This window comes from Pseudomonas sp. HLS-6, assembly GCF_002753995.1.
Taxonomy (GTDB): domain Bacteria; phylum Pseudomonadota; class Gammaproteobacteria; order Pseudomonadales; family Pseudomonadaceae; genus Aquipseudomonas; species Aquipseudomonas defluvii.
Genome location: NZ_CP024478.1, coordinates 937,475 through 962,200 on the forward strand (window position 1 = coordinate 937,475; position 24,726 = coordinate 962,200).

21 protein-coding genes and 1 pseudogene are annotated in these 24,726 nt (G+C 60.4%); 13 read left to right on the forward strand and 9 right to left on the reverse strand.

Features of this window, described 5'->3' with window-relative positions; translation table 11 throughout:
* Positions 1 to 34: 34 nt before the first annotated feature.
* Both CS390_RS04165 and CS390_RS04170 read left to right on the forward strand, forming a co-directional pair.
* A complete protein-coding gene (locus tag CS390_RS04165; RefSeq protein WP_065759128.1) occupies positions 35 to 1,642 on the forward strand; it encodes a tetratricopeptide repeat-containing response regulator in 1,608 nt (535 codons plus the stop codon).
* Entirely contained in the window at positions 1,639 to 2,331 is a 693-nt protein-coding gene (locus tag CS390_RS04170) for a sensor histidine kinase KdpD (protein ID WP_065759127.1), read from the forward strand. Before CS390_RS04165 ends, CS390_RS04170 begins: the two co-directional genes overlap by 4 nt.
* Positions 2,332 to 2,592: 261 nt before the next feature.
* On the opposite strand, the gene CS390_RS04175 is transcribed toward CS390_RS04170, so the two are convergent.
* Entirely contained in the window at positions 2,593 to 5,907 is a 3,315-nt protein-coding gene (locus CS390_RS04175; RefSeq protein WP_099773560.1) for a M10 family metallopeptidase, read from the reverse strand.
* A 186-nt stretch (positions 5,908 to 6,093) separates the two neighbouring features.
* Between CS390_RS04175 and CS390_RS04180 the strand changes: the two genes are divergently transcribed.
* From CS390_RS04180 to CS390_RS04190, 3 genes are all read left to right on the forward strand, one after another.
* The gene (locus CS390_RS04180; RefSeq protein ID WP_099773561.1) at positions 6,094 to 6,594 is read left to right on the forward strand and encodes a methylated-DNA--[protein]-cysteine S-methyltransferase; all 501 of its coding nucleotides are present in this window, start codon (positions 6,094 to 6,096) and stop codon (positions 6,592 to 6,594) included.
* Between the two features lie 91 nt (positions 6,595 to 6,685).
* Entirely contained in the window at positions 6,686 to 7,330 is a 645-nt protein-coding gene (locus tag CS390_RS04185) for an MBL fold metallo-hydrolase (protein WP_065759120.1), read from the forward strand.
* Between the two features lie 91 nt (positions 7,331 to 7,421).
* Positions 7,422 to 8,114: an OmpA family protein gene (locus CS390_RS04190; protein WP_065759119.1), complete on the forward strand. Its 693-nt coding sequence runs from the start codon at positions 7,422 to 7,424 to the stop codon at positions 8,112 to 8,114.
* 61 nt (positions 8,115 to 8,175) lie between these two features.
* On the opposite strand, the gene CS390_RS04195 is transcribed toward CS390_RS04190, so the two are convergent.
* The 3 genes and pseudogenes from CS390_RS04195 to CS390_RS04205 all read right to left on the reverse strand — a co-directional run bounded on the left by CS390_RS04195 (position 8,176) and on the right by CS390_RS04205 (position 11,542).
* Positions 8,176 to 9,072, reverse strand: coding sequence for an acyltransferase (locus CS390_RS04195; protein WP_099773562.1), 897 nt, complete (start codon positions 9,070 to 9,072; stop codon positions 8,176 to 8,178).
* 3 nt (positions 9,073 to 9,075) lie between these two features.
* Positions 9,076 to 11,172: a phosphate acetyltransferase gene (gene pta, locus CS390_RS04200; protein ID WP_099773563.1), complete on the reverse strand. Its 2,097-nt coding sequence runs from the start codon at positions 11,170 to 11,172 to the stop codon at positions 9,076 to 9,078.
* A gap of 32 nt (positions 11,173 to 11,204) precedes the next feature.
* Positions 11,205 to 11,542 (reverse strand): annotated as a pseudogene (locus tag CS390_RS04205) (DUF3565 domain-containing protein).
* Between CS390_RS04205 and CS390_RS04210 the strand changes: the two are divergent.
* Complete coding sequence (locus CS390_RS04210) at positions 11,511 to 11,996, forward strand: peptidylprolyl isomerase (RefSeq protein ID WP_065759116.1); 486 nt, start codon at positions 11,511 to 11,513, stop codon at positions 11,994 to 11,996. The pseudogene CS390_RS04205 and the gene CS390_RS04210 sit on opposite strands and share 32 nt — an antisense overlap.
* 145 nt (positions 11,997 to 12,141) lie before the next feature.
* Positions 12,142 to 12,624 carry a glutathione peroxidase gene (locus CS390_RS04215; RefSeq protein WP_065759115.1) on the forward strand — a complete coding sequence of 161 codons (483 nt, stop codon included), beginning with the start codon at positions 12,142 to 12,144 and terminating at the stop codon, positions 12,622 to 12,624.
* Positions 12,625 to 12,647: 23 nt separating this feature from the next.
* On the opposite strand, the gene CS390_RS04220 is transcribed toward CS390_RS04215, so the two are convergent.
* Positions 12,648 to 13,859, reverse strand: coding sequence for a glycosyltransferase family 1 protein (locus CS390_RS04220; protein WP_099773564.1), 1,212 nt, complete (start codon positions 13,857 to 13,859; stop codon positions 12,648 to 12,650).
* A 176-nt stretch (positions 13,860 to 14,035) separates the two neighbouring features.
* On the opposite strand from CS390_RS04220, the gene CS390_RS04225 reads away from it, so the two are divergent.
* The gene (locus CS390_RS04225) at positions 14,036 to 15,352 is read left to right on the forward strand and encodes a PAS domain-containing methyl-accepting chemotaxis protein (protein WP_099773565.1); all 1,317 of its coding nucleotides are present in this window, start codon (positions 14,036 to 14,038) and stop codon (positions 15,350 to 15,352) included.
* Positions 15,353 to 15,407: 55 nt separating this feature from the next.
* Here the strand turns inward: CS390_RS04225 and cysZ are convergent, their stop codons facing one another.
* A complete protein-coding gene (gene cysZ, locus CS390_RS04230; protein WP_099773566.1) occupies positions 15,408 to 16,166 on the reverse strand; it encodes a sulfate transporter CysZ in 759 nt (252 codons plus the stop codon).
* 266 nt (positions 16,167 to 16,432) lie between these two features.
* Here cysZ and CS390_RS04235 point away from each other — a divergent pair, with 266 nt between their 5' ends.
* Complete coding sequence (locus CS390_RS04235) at positions 16,433 to 17,032, forward strand: peroxiredoxin (RefSeq protein ID WP_065761144.1); 600 nt, start codon at positions 16,433 to 16,435, stop codon at positions 17,030 to 17,032.
* Positions 17,033 to 17,158: 126 nt separating this feature from the next.
* On the forward strand, positions 17,159 to 18,121 hold the full coding sequence (gene trxB / locus CS390_RS04240) for a thioredoxin-disulfide reductase (protein ID WP_099773567.1): 963 nt from the start codon (positions 17,159 to 17,161) through the stop codon (positions 18,119 to 18,121).
* A 93-nt stretch (positions 18,122 to 18,214) separates the two neighbouring features.
* On the opposite strand, the gene nadC is transcribed toward trxB, so the two are convergent.
* Positions 18,215 to 19,063 (reverse strand): carboxylating nicotinate-nucleotide diphosphorylase, encoded by an 849-nt coding sequence (nadC, locus tag CS390_RS04245; protein WP_099773568.1) that lies wholly within the window; start codon positions 19,061 to 19,063, stop codon positions 18,215 to 18,217.
* Between the two features lie 175 nt (positions 19,064 to 19,238).
* Between nadC and ampD the strand changes: the two genes are divergently transcribed.
* The 3 genes from ampD to CS390_RS25605 all read left to right on the forward strand — a co-directional run bounded on the left by ampD (position 19,239) and on the right by CS390_RS25605 (position 22,817).
* On the forward strand, positions 19,239 to 19,805 hold the full coding sequence (ampD, locus tag CS390_RS04250) for a 1,6-anhydro-N-acetylmuramyl-L-alanine amidase AmpD (protein ID WP_099773569.1): 567 nt from the start codon (positions 19,239 to 19,241) through the stop codon (positions 19,803 to 19,805).
* Entirely contained in the window at positions 19,802 to 20,635 is an 834-nt protein-coding gene (ampE, locus tag CS390_RS04255) for a regulatory signaling modulator protein AmpE (protein ID WP_099773570.1), read from the forward strand. The genes ampD and ampE overlap by 4 nt, the downstream gene beginning before the upstream one ends.
* 1,477 nt (positions 20,636 to 22,112) lie before the next feature.
* Positions 22,113 to 22,817: a methyl-accepting chemotaxis protein gene (locus CS390_RS25605; protein ID WP_371918255.1), complete on the forward strand. Its 705-nt coding sequence runs from the start codon at positions 22,113 to 22,115 to the stop codon at positions 22,815 to 22,817.
* A 27-nt stretch (positions 22,818 to 22,844) separates the two neighbouring features.
* Here CS390_RS25605 and CS390_RS04265 read toward each other — a convergent pair whose 3' ends face one another.
* Both CS390_RS04265 and cra read right to left on the reverse strand, forming a co-directional pair.
* Entirely contained in the window at positions 22,845 to 23,621 is a 777-nt protein-coding gene (locus CS390_RS04265) for a TatD family hydrolase (RefSeq protein WP_099773572.1), read from the reverse strand.
* A gap of 2 nt (positions 23,622 to 23,623) precedes the next feature.
* On the reverse strand, positions 23,624 to 24,619 hold the full coding sequence (gene cra, locus CS390_RS04270) for a catabolite repressor/activator (protein ID WP_099773573.1): 996 nt from the start codon (positions 24,617 to 24,619) through the stop codon (positions 23,624 to 23,626).
* Positions 24,620 to 24,726: the final 107 nt, after the last annotated feature.

Sequence of the window (24,726 nt, forward strand, 5' to 3'; positions counted from 1 at the left end):
TGTGTCTCCTTACTACCCATGACAGGTTCCTTGGATGTTGGTTTACAGCCAAAAAAGTTTTCTTATCGTCGATGATTTCTCCGACTTCCGCAGCTCCGTCCGTTCCATGCTGCGCGAGCTGGGCGTGCGAGACGTCGACACTGCTGACTGCGGCGAGCAGGCGCTGCGCATGTGTGCGCAGAAACGCTATGACTTTATCCTGCATGACTTTCACTTGGGCGATGGCAAGAAAAACGGCCAGCAAACCCTTGAAGACCTGATGGTCGACAAGCTCATCAGCCATGAGTGCGTGTTCATCATGGTCACGGCTGAGAGCAGCCAGGCAGTGGTGCTCAGTGCTCTGGAACATGAGCCTGATGCCTACCTGACCAAACCGTTCAACCGGATCGGCCTGGCCCAGCGGCTGGAAAAGCTGGTACAGCGCAAAACCTTGCTCAAGCCGATTCTGCAGGCGCTCGACCGTGGCAAACCCGCCGAGGTCCTGGCCGCGTGCGAGAACCTCTGCCGCCAGGACCAGCGTTTTGCGCCGTTGTGCCTGCGCTACCGGGCCAACGCCCTGCGTGACCTGAACCGCTATGAAGACCTTGAGCGATTCCTCAAGGCGATTCTCAGCAGCCGTGCCACGCCCTGGGCTTATGCCGCCCTTGGCGCATTACTGTTCAAACGTGGCCAGATTGGCCAGGCCCAGGGCATCTATGAGCAAGCCTTGAAGGCCTTCCCGCTGATGCCTGGCCTGTACGACGGCCTGGCCGACGTACTGACGGCCACCGGCGAAACCAAGCGCGCTCAAAGCGTGCTTGAAGAGGCGGTGCGCCTTTCGCCACTGGCAGTGCGTCGGCAGATGCTGTTGGGCAAGCTGGCGCTGGGCAACGAAGACTTCGACAGCGCTTCACGCGCCTACCGTCAGGCGGTCAGCCAGGGCCAGCACTCGCGTTTCAAAGACCCTGAAAGCAACCTGGGCCTGGCCCAGGCCTTGATCAGCAAGAACGGTGGCGGCGGCATGGATGCGCGTACGCGCGTAGAGATCAACTCGGCCTTGAGCGAAGTGGCCAAGGAGTACACCGACGATCAGGGCCTGCAAGTGCGCGCCCGCCTGATGAAAGCCACCAGCCTGATCAAGGCGGGCGACCCCGAGACCGCCGCCAAGCTCACCGAGCAGGCCATGGCTCGCATCGAGGGCATGGACCAGTTCTTCTCTGCCGAAGCCGCCTTGCTGGTGGCGACCCAGCTGCAACAACTCGGGCAGGAAGCGGCCAGTAACGGCATCTTGAAGAACTGCGTTGAGGTGTATGGCGACGACCCGGCGGTGATGAAAAACATCGCAACCCTGACCGATGACCCGGCGATTCTGGGTGGGGGCAACGAAGCCGTCGACCTTAACCGTCAAGGTGTGCGCAGTTACCAGGCCGGCAACCTGGGGGGCGCCCTGGACCTGTTCCGTCGGGCACTGGTGTTGCAGCCGAAGAACATCAGTATCGCCCTGAACACTACCCAGGCACTGCTGCGCCTGGCCGGTGATACGCCAACCGCAGCCGTACTGGAAGAGTGCCGCGCCTGCCTCAGCCGGGTGGCCGGGATTCCTGAAAGTGACGCGCGCTACGAGCGCTATCGCAAACTGCACATACGGGCATTTGGTGGATGAGCGAAAACAAGCAGGGGCTCGACTTCTCCACGGTGATCGCCTCCACCGTACACGACATGAAAAACTCCCTGGCGATGCTCATGCAGACCCACAGCCAATGGCTGGCCCGTTTGCCTGATACGCAACGTGGCGGCAGTGAGCTGGGCGTCATGGAACACGAATTCGCCCACCTCAACGGCATGCTGGTGCAACTGCTGGGCCTTTACAAACTGGGCGTCAACCAATTGCCGATGTGCCCTGGCTACCATGAGCTGGACGACTTCATCGAAGCGCAACTGGCGGCTCACCAGGACGTGCTGAGCCACCGCGACCTGCTGGCCAGCTACCGGATCGACACCGTCAACCCGCTGGGCTTCTTTGATCGTGAGCTGATTGGATCGGTGGTGTCCAACATCCTCAACAACGCCATCCGTTACGCCGGCCACGCCTTGCTGATAACCGTTAGCGAAGAAGACGACCAACTAGTACTGAGCGTCAACGATGACGGCCCGGGTTATCCCCTGCAGATGCTCGAACGCCAGAGCGACTACGTGCAGGGCATCAACCCCAGCAGCGGCAGCACCGGCCTGGGCCTCTACTTCGCGGCCCGCATTGCTGCGCTGCATGAACGCGATGGGCTGCAGGGGCGCATTGAAATCGGCAACGGCGGGCCGTTGGGCGGCGGCGTGTTCAGGCTCTACCTGCCGTAAGTGCGCTGTATCGTTGCCATTGTGCTAATACTCCAGCATGTAGCATGGCTTAATGCTGGAATATTGGCACTTTGGGTCTTCTGTACCGTCTTTGGAATGAACTGCATACGCAGGGAACCCTGCGGGTTCCATCGCCACCAAGGTGTGCTCCCACGGTAGGTGCGCCACCGTGCTCACTTCCAATTTTATTCCTGCCTCAAGACACAAGTCGGCTTGGCGTTGAGATTGCCCAGGTTTTTTACTGCCTGCGAGTTACCGTCATCAGCCAATCATATCCTGCGCACTGAAGCTGTTGACGCCCACCAGGTGAATCTCGAAGTCTGCGTCCGGGGTGGCGTTGACGTTGCCGTAGAGGATGTGATCGACAAAGCGCACTTGCCCGGCGGCGCTGAACGCATCGGCACCAATGAAGCTGAAGGTGTTGATGCCTTTGGCGAGGACGTTGGCGTCGAGTTTCGACAGGTCGATCTTGTCGCCCTCGGCGCTGTTGAAGTCGGTGATGATATCGCGTGCATCGCCTTTGCCCAGTTCGTTCAGCAGGTTGAAGACGAACCGGTCGGCACCGCTGCCGCCTGTGAGCGTGTCGGTGCCGAGGCCGCCGATCAGCAGGTCGTTGCCCGCGTCGCCATTGAGTTGGTCATTGCCTGCTCCACCGATCAGGGTGTTGTTGGCACTGTTGCCGATCAGTACGTTGTCGAGTCCGTTACCGGTGCCGTTCAGGTTGGCAGTGCCGGTGAGGGTCAGGTTTTCCAGGTTGGCACCCAGGGTCCAGTTGACCGAGGCGCGCACGGTGTCGATCTCGCTGGCCAGGGTGCTGGTTTCAATGAGGGTGTCGCGCAGATTGTCGACCACGTAGGTGTCGTTGCCAGTACCACCGATCAGGGTGTCGATACCCGCACCACCGTCCAGCAGGTTGTCACCTGCGTTGCCGGTGATGCGGTTGTTGAGGGCGTTGCCGGTGCCTTCAAGGTTTGCGCTGCCAGTGAGCGTCAGGTTTTCCAGGTTGGCGCCCAGGGTCCAATTGACCGAAGAGAAGACGCTGTCGATTTCCTTGAGCGATGTCCCTCGTTCAATGATGAGGTCGTCGGTGCTGTCGACGTAGTAGGTGTCGTTGCCGGCGCCGCCGTCGAGGGTATCGGTACCACCTGCACCGTCGAGAATGTTGGCGCCACTGTTGCCGGTCAGGGTGTTATTCAGTGAGTTGCCGGTCAGCTTGAGTGCGCCCCTGCCCAGCAGCAAGCCGTCTTCGACGTTGTCGGCCAGGGTGTAGCTGACGCTGCTGCGCACCATGTCTCGGCCTTCGTCGCTGGCCTCGATGACTGTGTCGGCGATGTTGTCGACTACATAGATGTCATTGCCGAGGCCGCCGCTGAGGGTATCGGCACCCGCACCGCCGTTTAGCAGGTTGTTGCCTGCGTTGCCGATCAGGACGTTGTTGCGCGTGTTGCCGGTACCGCTGAGGTTACTGCTGCCGGTGAGTACGAGGTTTTCCAGATTGGCGCCCAGGGTCCAGTTCACTGAGGCACGAACCGTGTCGATTTCACTGGTCGAGGTGCCCTGTTCAATGATGACGTCGCGCAGGTTGTCGACCACGTAGGTATCGTTGCCAGCGCCACCGATCAGGGTGTCGATACCCGCGCCACCATCGAGGATGTTTGCTCCGGCATTGCCCGTGATGCGGTTGTTGAGGGCGTTGCCGGTGCCGTTGATCGCAGCCAGGCCGATGAGGGTCAGGTTCTCCAGGTTGGCGCCCAGGGTCCAGTTCACCGTTGAAAAAACGTTGTCGATTTCGGTGAGCGAGGCGCCTCGTTCGATGATGGTGTCTGCGAGGTTGTCGACGTAGTAGGTGTCGTTGCCGGCGCCCCCGTCGAGGACATCAGCACCGCCTGCGCCGTCCAGCACGTTGGCGCCACTGTTGCCGGTCAGGGTGTTGTCCAGCGCGTTGCCCACCAGCTTGAGCGCGCCACTGCCCAGCAGCAAGCCGTCTTCGACGTTGTCGGCCAGGGTGTAGCTGATGCTGCTGCGGACCAGGTCACGGCCTTCGTCGATGGCCTCGATGACCTTGTCGGCGATATTGTCGACCACGTAGATGTCATTGCCGAGGCCGCCGCTGAGGGTATCGGCACCCGCACCGCCGTTTAGCAGGTTGTCGCCTGCGTTACCGGTCAGCACGTTGTTGCGGATGTTGCCGGTGCCGTTGAGGTTACTGCTGCCCGTCAGGGTAAGGTTTTCCAGGTTGGCGCCCAGGGTCCAGCTCACTGAGGCACAAACGGTGTCTATCTCGCTGGCCAAGGCGCTGGTTTCAATGATGATGTCGGCGCTGTTGTCGACCACGTAGGTGTCGTTGCCGGTGCCACCGATCAGGGTGTCGACCCCAGCACCGCCGTCCAGCACGTTCGCTCCGGCGTTACCGGTGATGCGGTTATTGAGTGCGTTGCCAGTGCCGTTGATGTTGGCTTTGCCGGTAAGTGTCAGCACTTCGACGTTGTCACTAAGGGTGTAACTGACTGAGGCGAGAACGGTGTCGATCTCAGTGCTGAGCGTACTGGTTTCACTGACGATGTCGCCGATGTTGTCGACAATATAAGTGTCGTTGCCCGCACCGCCGATCATTGTGTCGCTGCCGCCACGACCATCCAGCACATTGTTCAGGGCGTTGCCAATCAGGGTGTCACCAAAGGCCGACCCCGTGGCGTTTTCGATTTTTGCGCCATAGGCGATAGCCAGCCCGTTGTTGATGGCAGCTCCGCTCGGGTCATAGAAGGCCTTGCCGATGTTGCTGAACTGGCCTTCATTCAGATTGAGCAGCACCGAGGCGTTCTGGTTGCTCGCATCAAGTGTATCGATGCCGCCGGCATCCCAGAGGGTTTCGAAGACTGATTGTTCGGCGCCCCACTGGTAGGTGTTGTTACCTGTTTGCCATTTGGTGTTTGCGCCATAGAGCTTCTGGATCGCCAGGATGTCCAGCAGCATGGGCGAGGTGGGCTCAAAGGAATAGGCGTTGTTGTAGCTCATTACGGAGTAGTGGACATCGTCGAGCTCTGGCGCCAGTACGGTGTAGTTGTAGGTACTGGTGCTGAAGGGGTGTTTCAGGCCGAGTGCATGGCCAATCTCATGCACAAAGGTCATGTAGTCATAGGTACCCTTGACCGGTGCCTTGATGTTGGTTGCTGGCCCGATCCAGACATCGCCAGCACTGGGCGTTCTGTCAGGAAAGTAAGCCCAGGCTGCGGTGTCGTCACTCATGTAGGCGTAACCGCCAAAACGCAGGTCGCCGACGTTGCTTGCAGTTTCCTTGACCTGGGTAAACTTGATGTTGGCCACCGCAGACCAGTTGCTCAGGGCGCTGGAGACAGCGGCCTGTTGCGGCGCGGTCAGGGCATAGCTTGCCTGGTACTCGTTGTCGTACGTGTAGCTGCGGGCGAAAAGCGAGACGTATGGATTGATGAAGCTGTACGTCAGGTTCGTCGTACTCGCGCCGTTGCCCCAGGCAGTACCAAACAAAAGGCTGTTGAGCTGGACGTTGTTGCTGAGAGAGGCGTACCAGACAGAGGAGTAACCGAGTGGACTGGGCATTTTAGCTTCCTGGGCGAACGGCGGCCTTTCCTTGGGTGGCCGCTACGGTATCGCGCTTTTTATCAGAATCTGTAGCGTTGATACAGGCGAGTTGGTTAATTTGGCGTCAAAAAAACGCGAATTTCATCTGGAGCCTTCAGATGGGGATGCGCTGCTGACCTCACGATGATTTATGGAATTCAGGGCATGTCCTACGTATTCAAGATGATGGGTTCACCTGTCGGCCAATTGACCCTGATTGCAAGCGCCTCCGGGCTCGCCGCAGTGCTCTGGGAAAACGAGAAGCCCAATCGGGTTCTCTTGAGTGCCGTGCGTGAGGCGGTTGAAAACCCGGTGTTGCTGGCCACCGAGCGGCAGCTCGGTGAGTACTTCGCCGGTACGCGAAAGCGCTTTGAGTTGGACCTCGACTTTGTCGGTACTGAGTTTCAATGCAAGGTCTGGCAAGCGCTGTTGACGATCCCGTTTGGCGAAACCCGTAGCTACAGTGACATCGCCCGGCAGATTGGCTGCCCGAAAGCGGTGCGCGCCGTAGGGGCAGCCAACGGCAAGAATCCGATTTCGGTCATTGTCCCTTGCCACCGGGTGATTGGCGCCTCGGGCAGTTTGACCGGCTATGCCGGTGGGTTGGCGGCCAAGCAGTTCCTGTTGGCACTGGAAGGCAGGCAGACGCTGGCGCTGGGGTTTTGAATCGACCACCGGCCTGTTTTCACGAAAGTGATATCGGCGGGTTCAGCCGGCTGTGCCAAAATATGCCATCACCTTTTGGCAGGATCACTTCATGCAAACCGCCAGCCCCGCGCTGATCCGCGAAACCTTCCCCGTCGGCCCTTTGCAGTGCAACTGCACCCTGATCGGCGACCCGATTACCAAGAAGGCCATCGTTGTCGACCCGGGCGGCAACCATGAGCAGATTATCGCGCGCCTTGACGCTCACGGTTTGAAGCTGGTCAGTATCATCCATACCCATGCGCACCTGGACCATTTCCTGGCCTCCGGCCTGTTGAAGGAAAAGACCGGTGCTACGCTGCACTTGCACAAGGAAGACCAGTTCCTCTGGGATAACCTGGAAATGCAGTGCCGGATGTTCGGCGTACCCTACACGCCGGTACCGTCGCCGGATCGCTGGCTGGCCGATGACGAAGAGTTGGCGTGCGGTTGTGGGGTTGCCTTGCACACGCCGGGGCATACCCCGGGTTCGATGAGTTTCTGGTTCGCCGATGCCAAGTTGCTGATCGCTGGCGACACGCTGTTTCGTCGTGGTATTGGCCGTACCGATTTATGGGGCGGCGATCAGCCGACCATTGTCCGTTCGATCAAAGAGCGCCTGTACCGGCTGGATGAGGACGCTACCGTTATAACCGGGCATGGACCAGACACCCGTTTGGGTGATGAAATGCGTGAAAATCCATTTGTTCGGGCCTAAGCCAGGGAATTATTTGCGTTTGTCGCGTTCCAAGGCCCGTATAGGTCTGCCAATTTTCGATGTGCTTTAGAATCCCTGTAGGAGCTTTTCCATGTTCACCTCGCGTCGTCTGATTATCGTCGCTACTGCTGTTGCCATGCTGTCCGGTTGTGCCACCCCAAGCCCTTACGATAACCAAGGGCAGGCACAGCAAAGCACTGGAATGAGCAAAACTGCCAAGTACGGCGGCCTGGGCGCGCTGGCCGGCGCAATCGCGGGTGCTGCAATCAACCACGACAACCGTGGCAAGGGCGCACTGATCGGTGCGGCAGCTGTGGGTGCAGCGGCGGCCGGTTACGGTTACTACGCCGACAAGCAGGAAGCGGCACTGCGTGAAAGCATGGCCAACACCGGCGTGGAAGTGCAGCGCCAGGGCGATCAGATCAAGCTGATCATGCCGGGCAACATTACCTTCGGCACCGACTCGTCGGATATCGCCCCAAGCTTCTATTCGCCGCTGAACAACCTCGCCAACTCGTTCAAGCAGTTCAACCAGAACACCATCGAAATCGTTGGCTACACCGACAGCACCGGCAGCCGCCAGCACAACATGGACCTGTCGCAGCGCCGTGCGCAGGCTGTCAGCACTTACCTGACATCCCAGGGCGTGGACAGTTCGCGTCTGTCGGTACGTGGTGCTGGCCCGGATCAGCCGGTTGCGAGCAACGCCGATGCCAATGGCCGTGCACAAAACCGTCGTGTAGAGGTCAACCTGAAGCCGATTCCTGGTCAGCAGTACCAGTAACCGTCGGCCTGTGGCCAGCAAGGCGGATTGCTACGGTATGTAGTAACCCGCCTTGCGGGTATCAGCGTTGACGGTGTAACTGCGCCAAATGCTGATCCTTCTCTTCCCATAGCCGGTTGATCCATTGCTGGAACGCCAGCCGGTACGCGTCATCCTGGTCATAGCTTTTGCCGAGGAACTCCTCGGGAATGGCCAGTTCCTGAATATGCACCGCTACCCGTGTCATCCGCCCGCACAGCAGGTCCCAGAAACCCGGCGCACCGTCTGGGTAGTAGAGGGTCACGTTGATGATCGATTGCAGTTGTTCACCCATCGCATCCAGCACGAAGGCGATGCCGCCGGCCTTGGGCTTGAGCAGGTGCTGGAACGGTGACTGCTGTTCGACATGTTTGGCCTGGGTGAAGCGGGTACCTTCGGCAAAGTTGAAGATGGCGGTTGGCGTGCCACGAAACTTTGCGCAGGTGCGGCGCGTGGTTTCCAGGTCCTTGCCTTGCTTCTCCGGGTGTTTGGCCAGGTAGGCCTTGGAGTAGCGTTTCATGAACGGAAAGCCCAGTGCCCACCAGGCCAGCCCGATCACCGGTACCCAGATCAGGGCGTGCTTGAGGAAAAACTTCAGCGGCCGAATACTCCGGTTCAGCACGTACTGCAGCACCAGGATGTCCACCCAGCTCTGGTGGTTACTGGTGACCAGATAACTGTGCTGGTAGCCGAGCCCTTGCAGGCCCTCCACCTGCCAGTGGGTATGCCTGATCAGGTTCATCCAGCCCTTGTTGTTGCTGATCCAGGCTTCGTGGATGTGGCGCATCAGTTCGTCGGTCAGCTTCTGTGCCGCCGGAAACGGCAAGCACAGCTTGAACAGGCTGACGATGAACAGCGGGGTACAGCACACAAGGGTGTTCAGCCCCAGCAGCAACGAGGCAATGATCCCGCGCACAGGCGCGGGCAGAAAAGCGAGCATGGTTCAACTATCCAGAGAGCGGTTGGCCTGAATCGCAGTCAGGGCAATGGTGTAGACGATGTCGTCGACCTGGGCGCCGCGGGGCAGGTCGTTGACCGGTTTACGCAGGCCTTGCAGCATTGGCCCGAGGCTGACGCAGTCGGCACTGCGCTGCACGGCTTTGTGGGTGGTGTTGCCGGTGTTGAGGTCTGGGAAGACGAACACCGTGGCGCGACCTGCTACCGGGCTGTTTGGCGCCAGTTCGCGGGCGGTGTTTTCGTTGGCCGCCGTGTCGTATTGAAGTGGGCCGTCAATCTGCAGGTCGCGTTGGCTTTCCTGGGCGAGCAGGGTGGCTTCGCGTACTTTCTCCACCTCTTCGCCGCTGGCTGAGTCGCCACTGGAGTAACTGATCATCGCCACCCGTGGCGTGATGCCGAAGGCTTCGGCCGAGTCGGCGCTCTGCAGGGCGATTTCGGCCAGCTCGCTGGCGCTGGGGTGCGGGTTCATCACGCAGTCGCCGTACACCAGCACCTGCTCGGGGAAGAGCATGAAGAATACCGACGAGACCAGGGTGCAGCCCGGCGCGGTCTTGATCAGTTGCAAGGCCGGGCGGATGGTGTTGGCGGTGGAGTGCACCAGGCCCGAGACCAGCCCGTCGACTTCGTCCAGCGCCAGCATCATGGTGCCGATGACCACAGGGTCTTCCAGTTGCTGCTCCGCCATTGGCGCATTGAGGCTCTTGCTTTTGCGCAGGTTGACCATCGGCTCGACATAGCGCTCGCGGATCAAGTCCGGGTCGAGGATTTCCAGGCCCTCTGGCAGCTCGATACCTTGGGCGCGGGCCACCGCCTGTACCTCTTGCGGTTTGGCCAGCAGCACGCACCGGGCGATGCCGCGGGTCTGGCAGATGGCCGCAGCCTGCACGGTCATGGGCTCGGCGCCTTCCGGCAGGACGATGCGCTTGTTGGCCTGCTGGGCACGTTGGATCAGTTGGTAGCGGAACACCGCAGGTGACAGGCGCATCTCCCGTGGGGTGCCACAGCGCTGATGCAGCCAGCTGGCGTCGAGGTGGCTGGCGACGAAATCGGTGATGATCTCGGCGCGCTCGCGGTCGTCGACCGGAATTTCCTTGTTGAGCTGGTTCAGTTGGTTGGCCGTGTCGTAGGAACCCGTGCTCACCGACAGTACCGGCAGGCCCGCCGCCAGTGCTCCCCGGCAGAGTTCGAGGATGCGCGGGTCGGGTTTGCTGTCGCTGGTCAGGAGCAGGCCGGCCAGTGGTACACCATTGATCGATGCCAGGCTGACGGCGAGGATGATGTCATCGCGGTCGCCGGGGGTTACCACCAGGGTGCCAGGTGTAAGCAGTGGCACCGTATTGGCGACGGTACGGGCACAGAGGATGATCTTGTTCATCCGCCGTTGTTCACAGTCCCCGGCGTTGAGCACCTGGGCGCCAAGCAGTTCAGCCACATCGCGGGTGCGCGGTGCGTTGAGGTCGGCCTGATAGGGAATGCAGCCAAGCAGGCGGAAATCGCCGCTGCGCAGCACCGGCGAGTGTTCTTTGAGGCGTGTGGCGAAGGCGTGCATGCTTTCGTCGCTACGCACCTTGTTGAGGATCACCCCAAGCACTTTCGGGTCCTTCGGCCCACCGAACAGCTGCGCTTGCAGCTCGACCCGCCCGGACAGTTCGGCCAGCACGTCGTTCTCCGGTGCCGAGACCAGGATGACCTCGGCATCCAGGCTTTTCGCCAGGTGCAGGTTGACCCGCGCAGCGTAGCTGGCGTGGCGGGTCGGCACCATGCCTTCTACGACGACCACGTCCTTGTCCTCGCAGGCTTGCTGGTAGAGGGTGACGATTTCTTCGAGCAGCTCATCGAGCTGGCCGTCGCCCAACATGCGCTCGACGTGGGCCAGGCTCAGTGGCTTCGGCGGCTTCAAACCGTGGGTGCGTGCGATCAGCTCGGTGGAGCGCTCTGGACCGGTATCACCTGGGTGTGGCTGGGCGATCGGCTTGAAAAAGCCCACCTTCAGGCCGGCCCGCTCCAAGGTGCGGACCAGGCCCAGGCTGATGGAGGTCAGGCCGACACCAAAGTCGGTCGGCGCGATAAAAAATGTCTGCATGCGAGCGTCTCGAGGTGAGCTGTGCAAAAGAATCAATTGCCAAGGGTATCGCTATCGACACCCTGCGCGCACCAGCCGCAGGAAAAAGGCTGGCCGATACGCTGTTGGCGCTGGTCGGCGTCCAGCACCCACGCGCGCGATTGCCAGGGCGGCTGGTGGCGCAGGTGCTGAGTATGGCCGCAGGACAATTCGACCACCCAGTGGCCGTCCTCGTCCTGATGAAAACCGAGAATGCGGCTGTCGCTCATGGTATTCCGTTTGTCTGGGTTACGTTCGCTTTCGGACGAGGCCTTGGTTACACTTATGGCTCTATATTCTTCTGCAAAAGGTCTCGCCCCATGCTGATCGCCGCCAACAAGGCTGTCTCCATCGACTATACCCTGACCAACGACGCTGGTGAGGTCATCGACAGCTCCGCCGGCGGCGCTCCGCTGGTCTACCTGCATGGCGCAGGCAACATCATCCCGGGCCTGGAGAAGGCTCTGGAAGGCAAGAAAGCCGGTGAGGAACTGAATGTTGCCATCGAACCTGAAGATGCCTACGGCGAATACCTGGCTGAACTGGTCAGCACCCTGAACCGCAGCATGTTCGAAGGTGTCGACGAGCTGGAAGTCGGCATGCAGTTCCACGCTTCGGCGCCGGACGGCCAAATGCAGATCGTCACCATCCGTGATCTGGACGGCGACGACGTTACCGTCGATGGCAACCACCCACTGGCTGGCCAGCGCCTGACCTTCCAGGTCAAAGTGGTTGACGTTCGTGACGCCAGCGAAGAAGAAATCGCACATCGCCACATCCACGGCGAAGGTGGTCATCACCACTGATTTTCTGCGCTAAGCTCAGAAAGTCGCGAAGGCGGTCGGGACGATCGGTCAGGCACCCACTGGGACCTGCGATCAGCCCGGGCGCCTTTTTAGTGGGCGAGCCAAAAGGGCGCCGTGGCCTGGATTGGCAATAGAGGAGTTAGTCATGAGTGTATTTCACGACCTGAAGTTGCAAGCGCTGGATGGCCAGGAGTTACCCCTGGCGCCCTTCAAGGGCCAGGTGGTGCTGGTGGTCAACGTCGCCTCCAAGTGTGGGTTGACGCCGCAATACGCTGCGCTGGAAAACCTCTATCAGCAGTACAAAGCCAAGGGTTTCAACGTGCTGGGCTTGCCGTGCAACCAGTTTGCCGGGCAGGAGCCGGGCACCGAGAGCGAGATCCAGGCCTTTTGCAGCCTTAACTATGGGGTGAATTTCCCTCTGGGCAGCAAACTGGACGTTAACGGTCCGCAGCGGCACCCCCTGTACCGTTTGCTGGCTGGCGAAGGCGCGGAGTTCCCAGGCGATATCACCTGGAACTTCGAAAAATTTCTGGTTGGCAAGGATGGTCGGGTGTTGGCCCGCTTTGCTCCGCGTACCGCGCCGGATGATCCGACAGTGGTGCAGGCGATCGAGAAAGCCCTGGGCTAACCCGTTCTAACGGGCGACTTCGTTCACCCGTGAGGTGCGGATGAGCCCGGTTTGATCGTCAGTGGGACAGGTGGTTGGCGCACGCTGGCCGCTTGTTCGCACGCTGTACGCAAGTAGGCCTCGAATTGCTCGACAATCGCTGGCCAGCATTGGCGGCTGGCATGTTGGCGAGCATTCAGGCGTACCCGGCGCAAGGTCTCACTGTCTTCAAGTAGCCAACTGGCGGCGTCGATGAATGCATTCTCGTCACCTGGCATGGCCAGTGCGCCACTGTGCCCGTGGCGGATATGCTGAGCCGCAGCGGCTTCATCGTAGGCGACGACGCCCAGCCCTGACGCCAGTGCTTCAAGCACGACATTGCCGAAGGTTTCCGTGAGGCTGGGGAAGAGGAAGATATCCCCGGACGCATAGTGTTCGGCCAAGGCCGTGCCGCGTTGGGCACCACAGAAAACCGCCTGTGGCAGTTGCTGTTCCAGTGCAGCCCGCTGAGGGCCGTCGCCGACCACAATCAGCCTGATGCGCCGCTGTGGATAAGCCTGGCACAGCGCCTCGACACTGCGGCGTAACAGGCCCAGGTTCTTTTCCACAGCCAATCGCCCGACGTACATCAGGGCAATGTCCTCGTTACCCAACCCCCAGTGTTCACGCAGCGTCTGGCTGCGTCGCGCCGGGTTGAACAGGTGGCTGTCGACACCGCGGGCGAGCAGGCCCAGGCGCTCGAAACCTCGTCGTTGCAGTGTCTGGCGCTGGCTGATACTCGGTACCAGGGTGGTGTGCGTGCGGTTGTGAAACCAGCGCAGGTAGTGGGTGAGTGCATGCTTCAGCAGGCCCAGACCGTATGGGACGGTGTACAGCTGAAAGTTGGTGTGAAAGCCACTGACCACGGCAATCCCCAAGCGCCGTGCAGCCCGAAGGGCGCTCAAGCCGAGGGGGCCTTCGGTCGCGATGTACAGCACGTCCGGGCGCTGCCGGCGCCAGTGACGCAGGAGTTTGTGCATCGACACCTGGCCCCATTGCAAGCCGGGGTAGCCGGGCAGTGGCCAGCCACGGCACAACAGTGCCTGGTCGTCGCCTGTGCCAGGTAAATCACTTGCCTGGCGCGGGCGCACCAGTTCGACGTGATGCCCGCGTGAGCGCAACCCTTCGCTGAGGCGGCCCAGCGTGTTGGCAACCCCGTTGATTTCGGGTGGGAAGGTCTCGCTGACCAGGGCGATGCGCAAGGTATGTGCTGTCATGACGTACAGTTTCATGCCCGCGGATTGCGCAGGCGTGACGGTGGCATGACGGCTTTGTGACGCCTGACCTCGGGGCTTGTGTGACCGAAATATTTCGTATTGGCGCGCTCAAGAATGTCGAACAATCGGCCGATGCAGATGCATTCAATTGAAGGTCTTGCGCTCCAGGGGCGGTAATGTTCAACAGCAAACTGAAAAAAGAAATCCTCCAGCTGCGTGAAGACCTGCTTTCCATGGAACAGGTCAAAAGCAGTCTCGACAGTGAGATGCTGGTACTGCACCTAGACCCGCAGGGCCGTATCGAGTCGGTTAACAGCAACTTCGAGAAAGAGATGCTGTACGACAGCAGCCAGTTGGTTGGCCGCAACATCGAAGAAATCGTTCCGCCTCACGTCAAACAGCTCGATTTTTACACGAAAATGAGGGGTGCCATCACCCGCGGTGAACACCTCAATGGTGCTTTCCGTCTGCTGCGTGGCAACGGCGAGGAAGCCTGGCTGCGTTCGATTTTGCAGCCAGTCAAGAACAGCGCAGGGCGGCTGCAGTACTTTACGCTGCACTCCAGCGACCTGACCCGCACCATTGAAACCTCTCGTGAGCATGAAAGCCTGATCAATGCGCTGATGCGCTCTACGGCTGTGATCGAGTTCAATCTCGACGGCGAAGTGCTCACGGCCAATGACCGCTTTCTGCAGACGATGGGTTATACCCTCGAGAAGCTGCGCGGCAAGCACCACCGGGTGTTCTGTACGCCGGAAGATTACAACTCGCCCGATTATCAGGCGTTCTGGGACAAGCTGCGCCGTGGCGAGTTCATCGTTGACCGTTTCAAGCGCATTGATGCCCATGGGCGTGAAGTCTGGCTGGAGGCGTCCTACAACCCGATCATCGATGCGCACGACGTGCTGTACAAAGTGGTCAAATTCGCCACGGTAATCACCGATCAGGTCAAGCAGGAACAAGCTGTTGCCGAGGCAGCCAACATTGCCTACGAGACCTCTCAGCAGACCGACGCCAGCGCTCAGAAGGGTGCCGAGGTTGTGAACAATACCGTTGAAGTCATGCGTGGCCTTGAGGCCTACATGCAGGATGCAGCGGAGGGTATCGAGGCATTGGACAAGCAGTCTCAGGTGATCGGCTCGATCATCAAGACCATCAGCGACATTGCCGGGCAAACCAACCTGCTGGCGCTCAACGCGGCCATTGAAGCCGCTCGCGCGGGTGAACAAGGCCGTGGTTTCGCGGTGGTTGCCGACGAAGTACGGCAATTGGCGTCGCGTACCAGCGCCGCCACCGAGGAAATCGCCCGGGTGGTGCAGCAGAACGAACAACTGGCCAAAGCCGCAGTGGACATTATCGACAGCAGCAAGCGTCAGGCCGAACAAGGCCTGGAGCTGGTCGGGCAGACCGGAACGGTGATTGTCGAGATTCAGGACGGCGCCAAGCGCGTGGTTAGCGCGGTGGGCCAGTTCTCCAGCCACCTGGCGAGCTGATGTCGGCCTGACCAGAGACGCTACGGCCTGCCAGAAGGCAGGCCGTATCAAGGCGTCAGCTTACCTTCGTCGGCGCTAGCGCCTTGTCACCGTCTTCACGCACCCAGAACACCACGGCCCCCGCTACCGCCGCCGGCATCATCAGGATGTTGACGAACGGGATCAGCAGCGCCAGGTACACCGAGCCGCCGAAGCTCAGGCTCTTCCAGCGTTTTTCCCGCAGCCAGGCGAGCATTTCGTTCCAGCCCAGCTTGTGGTTGTCGGCCGGGTAGTCGATGTATTGAATGGCCATCATCCAGATCCCGAACACCAGCCACAATGGCGCCGCGATCAGGTTGACCACCGGAATCAGCGACAGAATGAACAGGGCGATGGTGCGTGGCAGGAAGTAGCCCAGTTTGCGCAGCTCACGGCTCAGCGTGCGCGGCACCATGGCGACCAGTTCGCTCCAACTGAACGGCGGCGACTGATCGCTGCCGCGTATTACCGCTTCGACCTTTTCAGCCAGAAAGCCATTGAACGGGGCGGCGATGATATTGGCGAGCAGGGTGAAGGTGAAGAACACCATCAGCGCTACCAGCACGACAAACAGCGGCCACAGGATATAGCTGAGAAAGCTCAGCCAGTTCGGCAGGCTGGGCATCAACGTGTCGACCCACAGGCTGAACTGGTGCCCGGCAAGGTAGATGAGGCCGAAAAACAGTACCAGGTTGATCGTCAAAGGCAGCAGCACGAACAGTCGCAGGCCCGGGCTGAGTACCAGTGTTAAGCCCTGGCGCAGGTAGTCCGGGCCAGAAAGAACAGGGGCTTGCATAGAAGGCTCCGCGTGAGGATAAAACGCGCTGACATTACCGAGTTTGGGCACCCGGTGAAAGCCGGCAAGGCTTGGCGACACGCGATGTAACAAAAGCCGAGGTCGCTTGTGACCCGTAGGTCATAGAGGATCAGGCCATTCCCAAGACGGTAAATAGAGGTCGTCTATAAGGTAGATTGTCTAAGGATATTTCCTTAATCTCTGCCACCTCGCTACAGTGCGCACAACTTTTCAACGCCTTCGAATTCAATCTTCAAGGAGTTTTCATGAGCATTCTGGTTAACAAGCAAGCCCCTGATTTCGATGCCGCGGCAGTGCTGGGTGACGGTTCGATCGTTGACAGCTTCACGCTTTCCTCCCTGCGCGGCAAATACGTCGTGCTGTTCTTCTGGCCGCTGGACTTCACCTTCGTCTGCCCGTCGGAAATCATTGCCCACAACAACCGTATGGATAAGTTCCGTGAGCTGGGTGTTGAAGTGGTCGGTGTTTCCATCGACTCGCAGTTCACCCACCACGCTTGGCGCAACACGCCGGTGGAGAAGGGCGGCATTGGCGAAGTCGAATTCACCATGGTCGCTGACGTTAAACACGAAATCACCCGTGCCTATGGTATCGAGCATGACGCTGGCGTTGCTCTGCGCGCTTCGTTCCTGATCGACCAGAAAGGCGTGGTGCAGCATCAGGTGGTCAACAACCTGCCGCTGGGTCGTGAAGTCGACGAGATGATTCGTCTGGTCGAAGCCCTGCAGTTCACCGAACAGTACGGTGAAGTCTGCCCGGCCGGCTGGCGTCCAGGTCAGAAAGGCATGAAGGCCGATGCCAAGGGTGTTGCCGACTACCTGGCGGAAAACGCCAAGAGCCTGTAACCCACTGTTTTCAGGACCTGCGGACAAAAGCCTTCCCCAAGTGCTTCGCAGGTTCTTTTTTATTCCAGCCGGCGATCCCGGCGTTACGACACTGGCCGCTACAGGCCAGGTCGACAGGAGAGTGTCATGTCTGAAGTACGTCATTCGCGAGTGATCATCCTCGGTTCCGGCCCTGCCGGTTACAGCGCCGCGGTGTACGCTGCCCGTGCCAACCTCAAGCCGCTGCTGATCACCGGCATGCAGGCTGGTGGCCAGTTGACCACTACCACCGAAGTCGACAACTGGCCGGGCGACGCCCACGGCCTGACCGGCCCGGCACTGATGCAGCGTATGCAGGAGCACGCCGAGCGTTTCGAGACTGAAGTGGTGTTCGACCACATCAACGCCGTAGACCTGGCGCAAAAGCCGTTCACCCTCAAAGGTGACAGCGCCACCTACACCTGTGATGCACTGATCATCGCCACCGGTGCCAGCGCTCGCTACCTGGGCCTGCCGTCGGAAGAAACCTTCATGGGCAAAGGTGTTTCGGCCTGCGCTACCTGTGACGGTTTCTTCTACCGCAACCGTGAGGTGGCCGTAGTGGGTGGCGGTAACACCGCTGTCGAGGAAGCCCTGTACCTGGCCAACATTGCCAGCAAGGTCACTCTGGTTCACCGCCGCGAGACCTTCCGTGCCGAGAAGATCCTGGTCGACAAGCTGCACGCCCGTGTGACCGAAGGCAAGATCGTGCTGAAGCTCAACGCCACGCTGGACGAAGTGCTGGGTGACGACATGGGCGTGACTGGTGCGCGTCTGAAGAACAACGATGGCAGCAGCGAAGACATCAAGGTCGACGGCGTGTTCATCGCCATTGGCCATACCCCGAACACGTCGCTGTTCGAAGGCCAACTGACCCTCAAGGACGGCTACCTGGTAGTCAACGGCGGCCGTGACGGCAACGCCACTGCCACGAACATCGAGGGTGTGTTTGCTGCCGGTGACGTGGCTGACCACGTGTACCGCCAGGCGATTACCTCGGCCGGTGCCGGTTGCATGGCTGCACTGGACGTCGAGCGCTACCTGGATGGCCTGCAGAACGCGGCACATTGATTCTGCGCAGGTAGATGACAAACCCCCGCCTTTGAGCGGGGGTTTGTTTTTTCAGGCCAGGGGCCGCGTAGGTGCGGTAAGCCCTCTGAGCCCTTACAGGCTAAGGCGCATCGACAGATCCACCGCCTTGACGTCCTTGGTCATGGCACCGATGGATATGTAGTCCACCCCCGTTTCGGCGATCACCAGCAAGGTGCTTTCGTTGATCCCGCCGCTGGCTTCGAGTTTGGCACGGCCAGCATTCAGACGGACGGCTTCGCGCATGTCGTCCAGGCTCAGTTCGTCGAGCATGATGATGTCGGCACCAGCGTCCAGTGCCTGCTTCAGCTCGGCCAGGCTTTCCACTTCGATTTCCACGGGTTTGCCGGGGGCGATGCGGTGTGCCGCGGTGATCGCTTCGGCGATGCCGCCGCTGGCCGCAATGTGGTTTTCCTTGATCAGGAAGGCGTCGTAGAGGCCGATCCGGTGGTTGTGGCAGCCGCCGCAGGTGACGGCATACTTCTGCGCCAGGCGCAGGCCTGGGAGCGTCTTGCGGGTGTCGAGCAGTTTGACCTGGGTATGGGCAACCTTGTCGGCGAGGAACTGCGCGTGGGTGGCAACACCGGAGAGCAACTGCAGGAAGTTCAAGGCGCTGCGTTCACCACTGAGCAGCGAGCGTGCCGGCCCTTCAAGGGTGAGCAGGATCTGGTTGGGCCTGGCCCGGTCGCCGTCCCTGACCTGCCAATGCACCGCCACCCGAGGGTCGAGCTGGCGGAACACCGCATCCACCCATGCAGTACCGCTGATGACGCAGTTCTCACGGGTGATGATGGTGGCCTTGGCCAGGCGTTCGGCGGGGATCAGTTGGGCAGTGATGTCGCCGCTGCCAATGTCTTCGAGCAACGCACGGCGCACGTTGGCTTCGATTTCGGCAGTCAGATCGGCGAGGCGTAAATTCGGCATGGCGGGCTCCACAAGCTAAGTGGCCGGGATTATAGGTCAGCCCGTGCAGGGGTTGCAGCAAACAAGCGGCGTGTTGTGCAGGGTTTGGCTACTCGAGAACACACTTTTTCACGATACATCTGCCTGTGCGACGGGGCATACTGGCGTTGTCTTTGGGTTGCTTTCAGGAATTTCTATGCAGTTGGACCGTGCTACCGGCTGGGTTGCCGGCATCACCCATTGCCCTTCGCCAAACTTTAACGCCCGCCCTGATGGCGAAGCCATTTCCCTGCTGGTGATCCACAATATCAGCTTGCCGCCAGCGCAATTCGCCACCGGCAAGGTTCAGGCGTTCTTCCAGAACCGTTTGGACCCTGACGAGCACCCGTTTTTCGAGACCATCAAGACCTTGCGCGTTTCTGCGCATTTTTTGATCGAGCGTGATGGTGCCGTCACCCAGTTCGTGTCCTGCCTGGATCGGGCCTGGCACGCCGGTGTCTCGGCATTTGACGGTCGCGAAGGGTGTAACGACTTTTCTTTGGGTATCGAACTGGAGGGCACCGACGATATGCCCTTCACCGATGCCCAGTATCAGGCCTTGCAGGTGCTGACCCGGCAACTGCAGGCGGCCTGGCCAGCGATTAGCCGCGAACGGATTCGCGGCCACAGTGAGATTGCCCCGGGTCGCAAGACGGATCCGGGCCCAGCCTTTGATTGGGCGCGTTACCGCGCCGCCCTGCAGGATAGCGAGGAGAAATCATGAGTTTTCTGGTGTTGTTGCTGGTGTTGTGGATCGAGAAGTTTTCGGCATTGCGTCAGCGCCTGCAACGCGATGGCTTCTTTCTTGGCGAGTTGGCACGACTGGAGCGTAGCGGCAAAACCCATCCGTGGTGGGCGCTGGGCATTCTGGTGCTGCTGCCGGTGGCGTTGCTGGCGTTGCTCGTGCATGCGCTGGAACCGGTGGCGTATGGTTTGCTGGTCTTTCCGATCCACTTGCTGGTGCTGATTTACAGCTTGGGACGTGGTGATGTGAAGGCGTCGCTGGGCGCATTTCGCGATGCGTGGCGGCGTGGTGATGAGCAGGCCGCACTGCATGTGGCTGAACGTGATCTGGGCTTGGCCGCTGACAATGAAACCATGTTGATTGAGCGGGTTGAAGGGCATCTGCTGTGGCAGGCCTACCAGAGCCTGTTCGCGGTGATTTTCTGGTACTTCCTGCTGGGCCCGGCCATCGCGTTGGGTTACCGCCTGTTGGCACTGACGGCGGCTCATGCGCGTAACGAGGCATTGCGTGACTGTGCAGGGCAGGTACGGCATGCCTTCGATTGGCTGCCCGTACGCTTGTTGGCCTTGAGTTTTGCCTTGGTCGGCAATTTCGTTGCGGTCAGCCGTGCGTTGTTGCACGAATTGCTGAACTGGCACATCAGCGCCGGTCGGCTGATTCACATCGCCGGCCGTGCGGCGGGTGAGCTCTCTCAGGGCGCAGCGGTCGGCCCTGATGGCCTTGCCGATCTGGACACCCTCTGGGAACTGCTGCTGCGTTCCGCCGTACTCTGGTACGCCGGCTTCGCCCTCTGGACCGTCCTTGCCTGAAACCATGGCGGATCGAGCTCGGGCTCGATCCGCCGGTTAACCTTAAGTTACAAAACCCCGCATCGATATGCGTTATACAGGACCTGGTGAACATCGCCGGTGGCCTAGAGCCATTGCGCCTATAGAACAATAAGAATCAAGGAGACGACCCGTGAAGCGCCTCTTGTATCCCGCCGTTGCGCTGATGAACCGCCTGAGTTTCGGGATGAAGTTCAGCCTGATCAGCGTCCTGTTTTTCCTGCCCATGCTGGTGACCAATTTCTATCTGGTCCGCGACGCGTATGCCCAGCTCAATGCCACCCGTGTCGAGCTGCAAAGCCTCGATCTGCTTGGCAGCAGCCTGATGTTGCGCAGTGATCTGGAAACCTTGGGCAACCTGGTGCAGATCAATGCTGTGCTGGGGCAGTCGGGCAAGGCCGAAGATGTCGAGGTAAAAATCTCGGCCCTTGAACAGCAACTGTTGTCCCGCCTGCAGGGTTTGAGCACGGTGTCGGTCGATGAGGCGCAGGTGCGAGCCTTCGAGGACAAACGCAGTGAAATGCTGGCCGTGTTCCAGCGTGCGCAGAGCGAATCGTCCTTGTTGAGCAAGGCAGCCCTGTTTGACAAGCTGCTGGCCCAGGCCCAGGTGCTGAGCAAGCTGATCGCCAGCCAGGCCGGGCTGAGCCAGGATGATGAGCGTGTCATCCGCCAACTCAGTGAGCTGTTGATCAGCGCAACCCCGCAGGTCACTCAGGCCTTGGGTGAGGGGCGAGCCATGGGCGCCTATTCCCTTGGTCAAGGCTTTCTCAATTCGTCCTCCAGTACCCGTTTCGAGGAACTGCTGCAGGCCCTCGACAAACTCGCAGCGGACTATGCGATCAAGGTGCAGGACGCCCTGGCCACTGAACCGCGGGCGAAGGCGAGCCTGGGTGCGCACGCTGCAGCCAGCCAGGCCACTTTGAAGCAGGCCAGTGAGCTGTTCGAGGAGCAGGTGGTCATGGCCGACACCCTTGATGCGCCGTGGCCAGCTTTTTATCAACAGGCTAGCGACTTGATGGCGCAGACCTACCAACTCAACAGTGCAACCCTGGACTTTCTGCGCCTGGAGTTGCAGCAGCGACTGGGGGAATACCGTCAGCACATGACACTGCTGGTGGCGGCACTGGCGGGCATATTCCTGTTGATCGTCTACCTGTACAGCGGCTTCTATGCCTCGACCCGCAGCACGCTGAAGCGTCTTGGCGTTGTGATGGACGAGGTGGCGGCTGGTGACATGACCGTGAACTTCCAGGCCCACAGCCGCGATGAGCTGGGTGAGTTGGGGCAGGTGTTCAATGCCACGGTGCGGCGTATTCACGACCTGATCGAGCAGGTTGGCCAGACCGTGGCGCAGGTTGAGTACCAGGCCGGGCAGGTGCATGCCGTTTCTGCGCGCAGCAACCAGGCGGTCAGCGGTCAGCGGGGGCAGATCGAACAGGTGGCCACGGCGATGAACCAGATGTCGGCGACGGCCCAGGAGGTCGCACGAAGCACGACGGCGGCGGTCAACAGCGCCCATGGGGTCAATCGGGATACCGTCAGTGGGCGCAGCCTGGTGGCGTTGCAGCAAGGCAGCATTGCCCGCCTGGCCAGTGAGATTGATCAATCGGTACAGGTGATCAACCAGTTGGCCAATGACAGCCAGGCCATCAGCCGGGTACTGGAGGTGATCAAGAGCATTGCCGAACAGACCAACCTGCTGGCATTGAACGCGGCTATCGAAGCGGCCCGAGCCGGCGAACAAGGCTGTGGCTTCGCCGTGGTGGCCGATGAGGTGCGAACACTGGCCAAGCGCACTCAGCAATCGACCGAAGAAATCGAGCAGATGATTTCACGCTTGCAGGGTGGCGTGGGCGCTGCGGTCAAGGCGATGGACAGCAGCCATCAGATGGCATCGGGGACGGTGGGCCAGTCCGAGCAGGTGCAGCAGGCGTTGGAGAACATTCTGGGGGCCGTCAGTACGATCGTCGACCAGAACCAGCAGATTGCCGCTGCGGTAGAGCAGCAGACCGCGGTAGCCCATGACATCGACCAGAACATCGTGCAGATCAACCGCGCCGCCGAGCATGCCAGTGACGGCGCGCACCAGACCGAAGATGCCAGCCGGCAACTGTCTACCCAGGTGCTGGAGCTCAAGCGTTTGATTGGGGCGTTTCGGGTCTAGGATCAGGCACGTTCGCTCTACGATGGGTTACCAGCCAAATAGCTCACAGGCCGTGAGGCTGCTGGCCTCGGCCAACTGCTCGGGCGCAATACCCATCAGCTCGGCCAGCACGGTGGCAATCTGTGGCAGGTGTTCCGGGCTGTTGCGCAGCCCGGCAAACATCACCGGTGCCATGTCCGGTGCGTCGGTTTCCAGTACCACGCTGTCCAGTGGCAAACGCGCAATGGTTTTGCGCAGGCGCAGTGCCTGTGGCCAGGTGGCCGCGCCACCCAGGCCGAGCTTGAAGCCCAGCTTGATGTACTCCCTGGCCTCTTCGTAACTGCCGGCAAACGCGTGGATTATTCCACCGCGTGCCAGCTTGTAGCGCTTGAGGGTTGCAATGACCTGGGCGTGGCTGCGCCGTACATGCAGCAGTGCTGGCAGGTTGAAGTCAGCTGCCAGCTGTAACTGGCCTTCAAACAAGGCGTGTTGCCGATCCCGGTCGAGGGTTTCCAGGTAGTAGTCCAGGCCAAACTCACCCACTGCACACAGCTGGCGCGCGCCGTGCAGGCGGTTCAGCCAGTCTTTCAGTGCCAGCAGATCCTCGGCGCGGTGCTCATCCAGGTACACCGGATGCAGGCCAAACGCGGCATACAACTGTGCGTCGCTTTGCACCAGGTCCCAGATCCGCTGCCAGTTGTCCCGATACACCCCCAGCACCACCATGCGTTCGACACCCTGGGCCCGGGCATTGGCCAGCAATGCTGTACGGTCAGCATCGAAGTCCGGAAAGTCCAGGTGCGTGTGGGTGTCGATCAGGCGCATGGTCAGGCCGCAAAGATCCGTTGTTTGAAGGTCCGGCCAATGGCATGGACACCCGGTGTGTAATCGTTTTTCTCAACCGCCGCCAAGGCCAGTTTCAGCGCCGTTTCGGCAATCAGCCCGTGTTGCTGGGCCATGGCGTTGACTGGCAGTGGCAGGAAGTCCAGCAACTGGGTGTCACCAAAGGTGCCCAGATGCACAGTACGGGAGTCGGCTGGACGGCTTTGCAGTACGTCGAATACACCCTGCAGCAGCACGTAGGAGGTGGTCACCAGTGCGTCGGGCAGGCGGCCTAGATCGGCCAGCAGTTCGCCCATCAGGCGGCGACCGCAGTCACGGCTGAAGGCCTCGCCCTGATAGTGGCTGATGCTGCCGGTAAAGCCTTCCAGCGCCTGATCGAAGCCACGGGTACGGGCCTGGCTGACGCTCAGTTCGGCACGCGCACCAATCAGGGCGATGTGCATGGGCGCCGATTCCAGCAGGCTGCGGGTCAACTGCAGGCTGGCGTTCTGGTCATCACTGACCACCGAGCAGAAATGCGCGGCGTCCAGCGTACGGTCGATGGCAATGATCGGCAGGCCTTTAGCCTGCAATTGCCGATAGCTGTCGTCGTCTTCTGGCAGGCAGGTGGCGACAAACAAGGCATCACAACGGCGGGCGCGGAACAACTGCTGCAACTGCCGCTCGCTCTCGGGGTTGTCGTCGCTGCTGGCGATCAGCAACTGATAGCCCTGGGCGCGGGCGCCTTGCTCCAGCCGTTTGGCGATGCACGCGTAGGAGGGGTTTTCCAGATCAGGCAGGATGAACCCCAGGGTGCGCGTGTGTCTGCTGCGCAGGCCCGCGGCCTGTGGGTTGGGCGTGAAGCCATGTGCATCGACCACTGCACGCACCCGCTCTACAGTACTGTTACTGATGCGTTGCTGTTCGGCCTTGCCATTGATGACATAGCTGGCGGTGGTCACAGACACACCGGCCAGGCGAGCGATATCGCTGAGTTTCACCGAATTATCCTTGTTATTACCAGGTCTTGGCTGCGAAGCCTGACTGGGTAGTTTCGCCGATCTCATCGCAGTAGCGCAGACGACTATTGTCGCAGTTGCCCGACAAG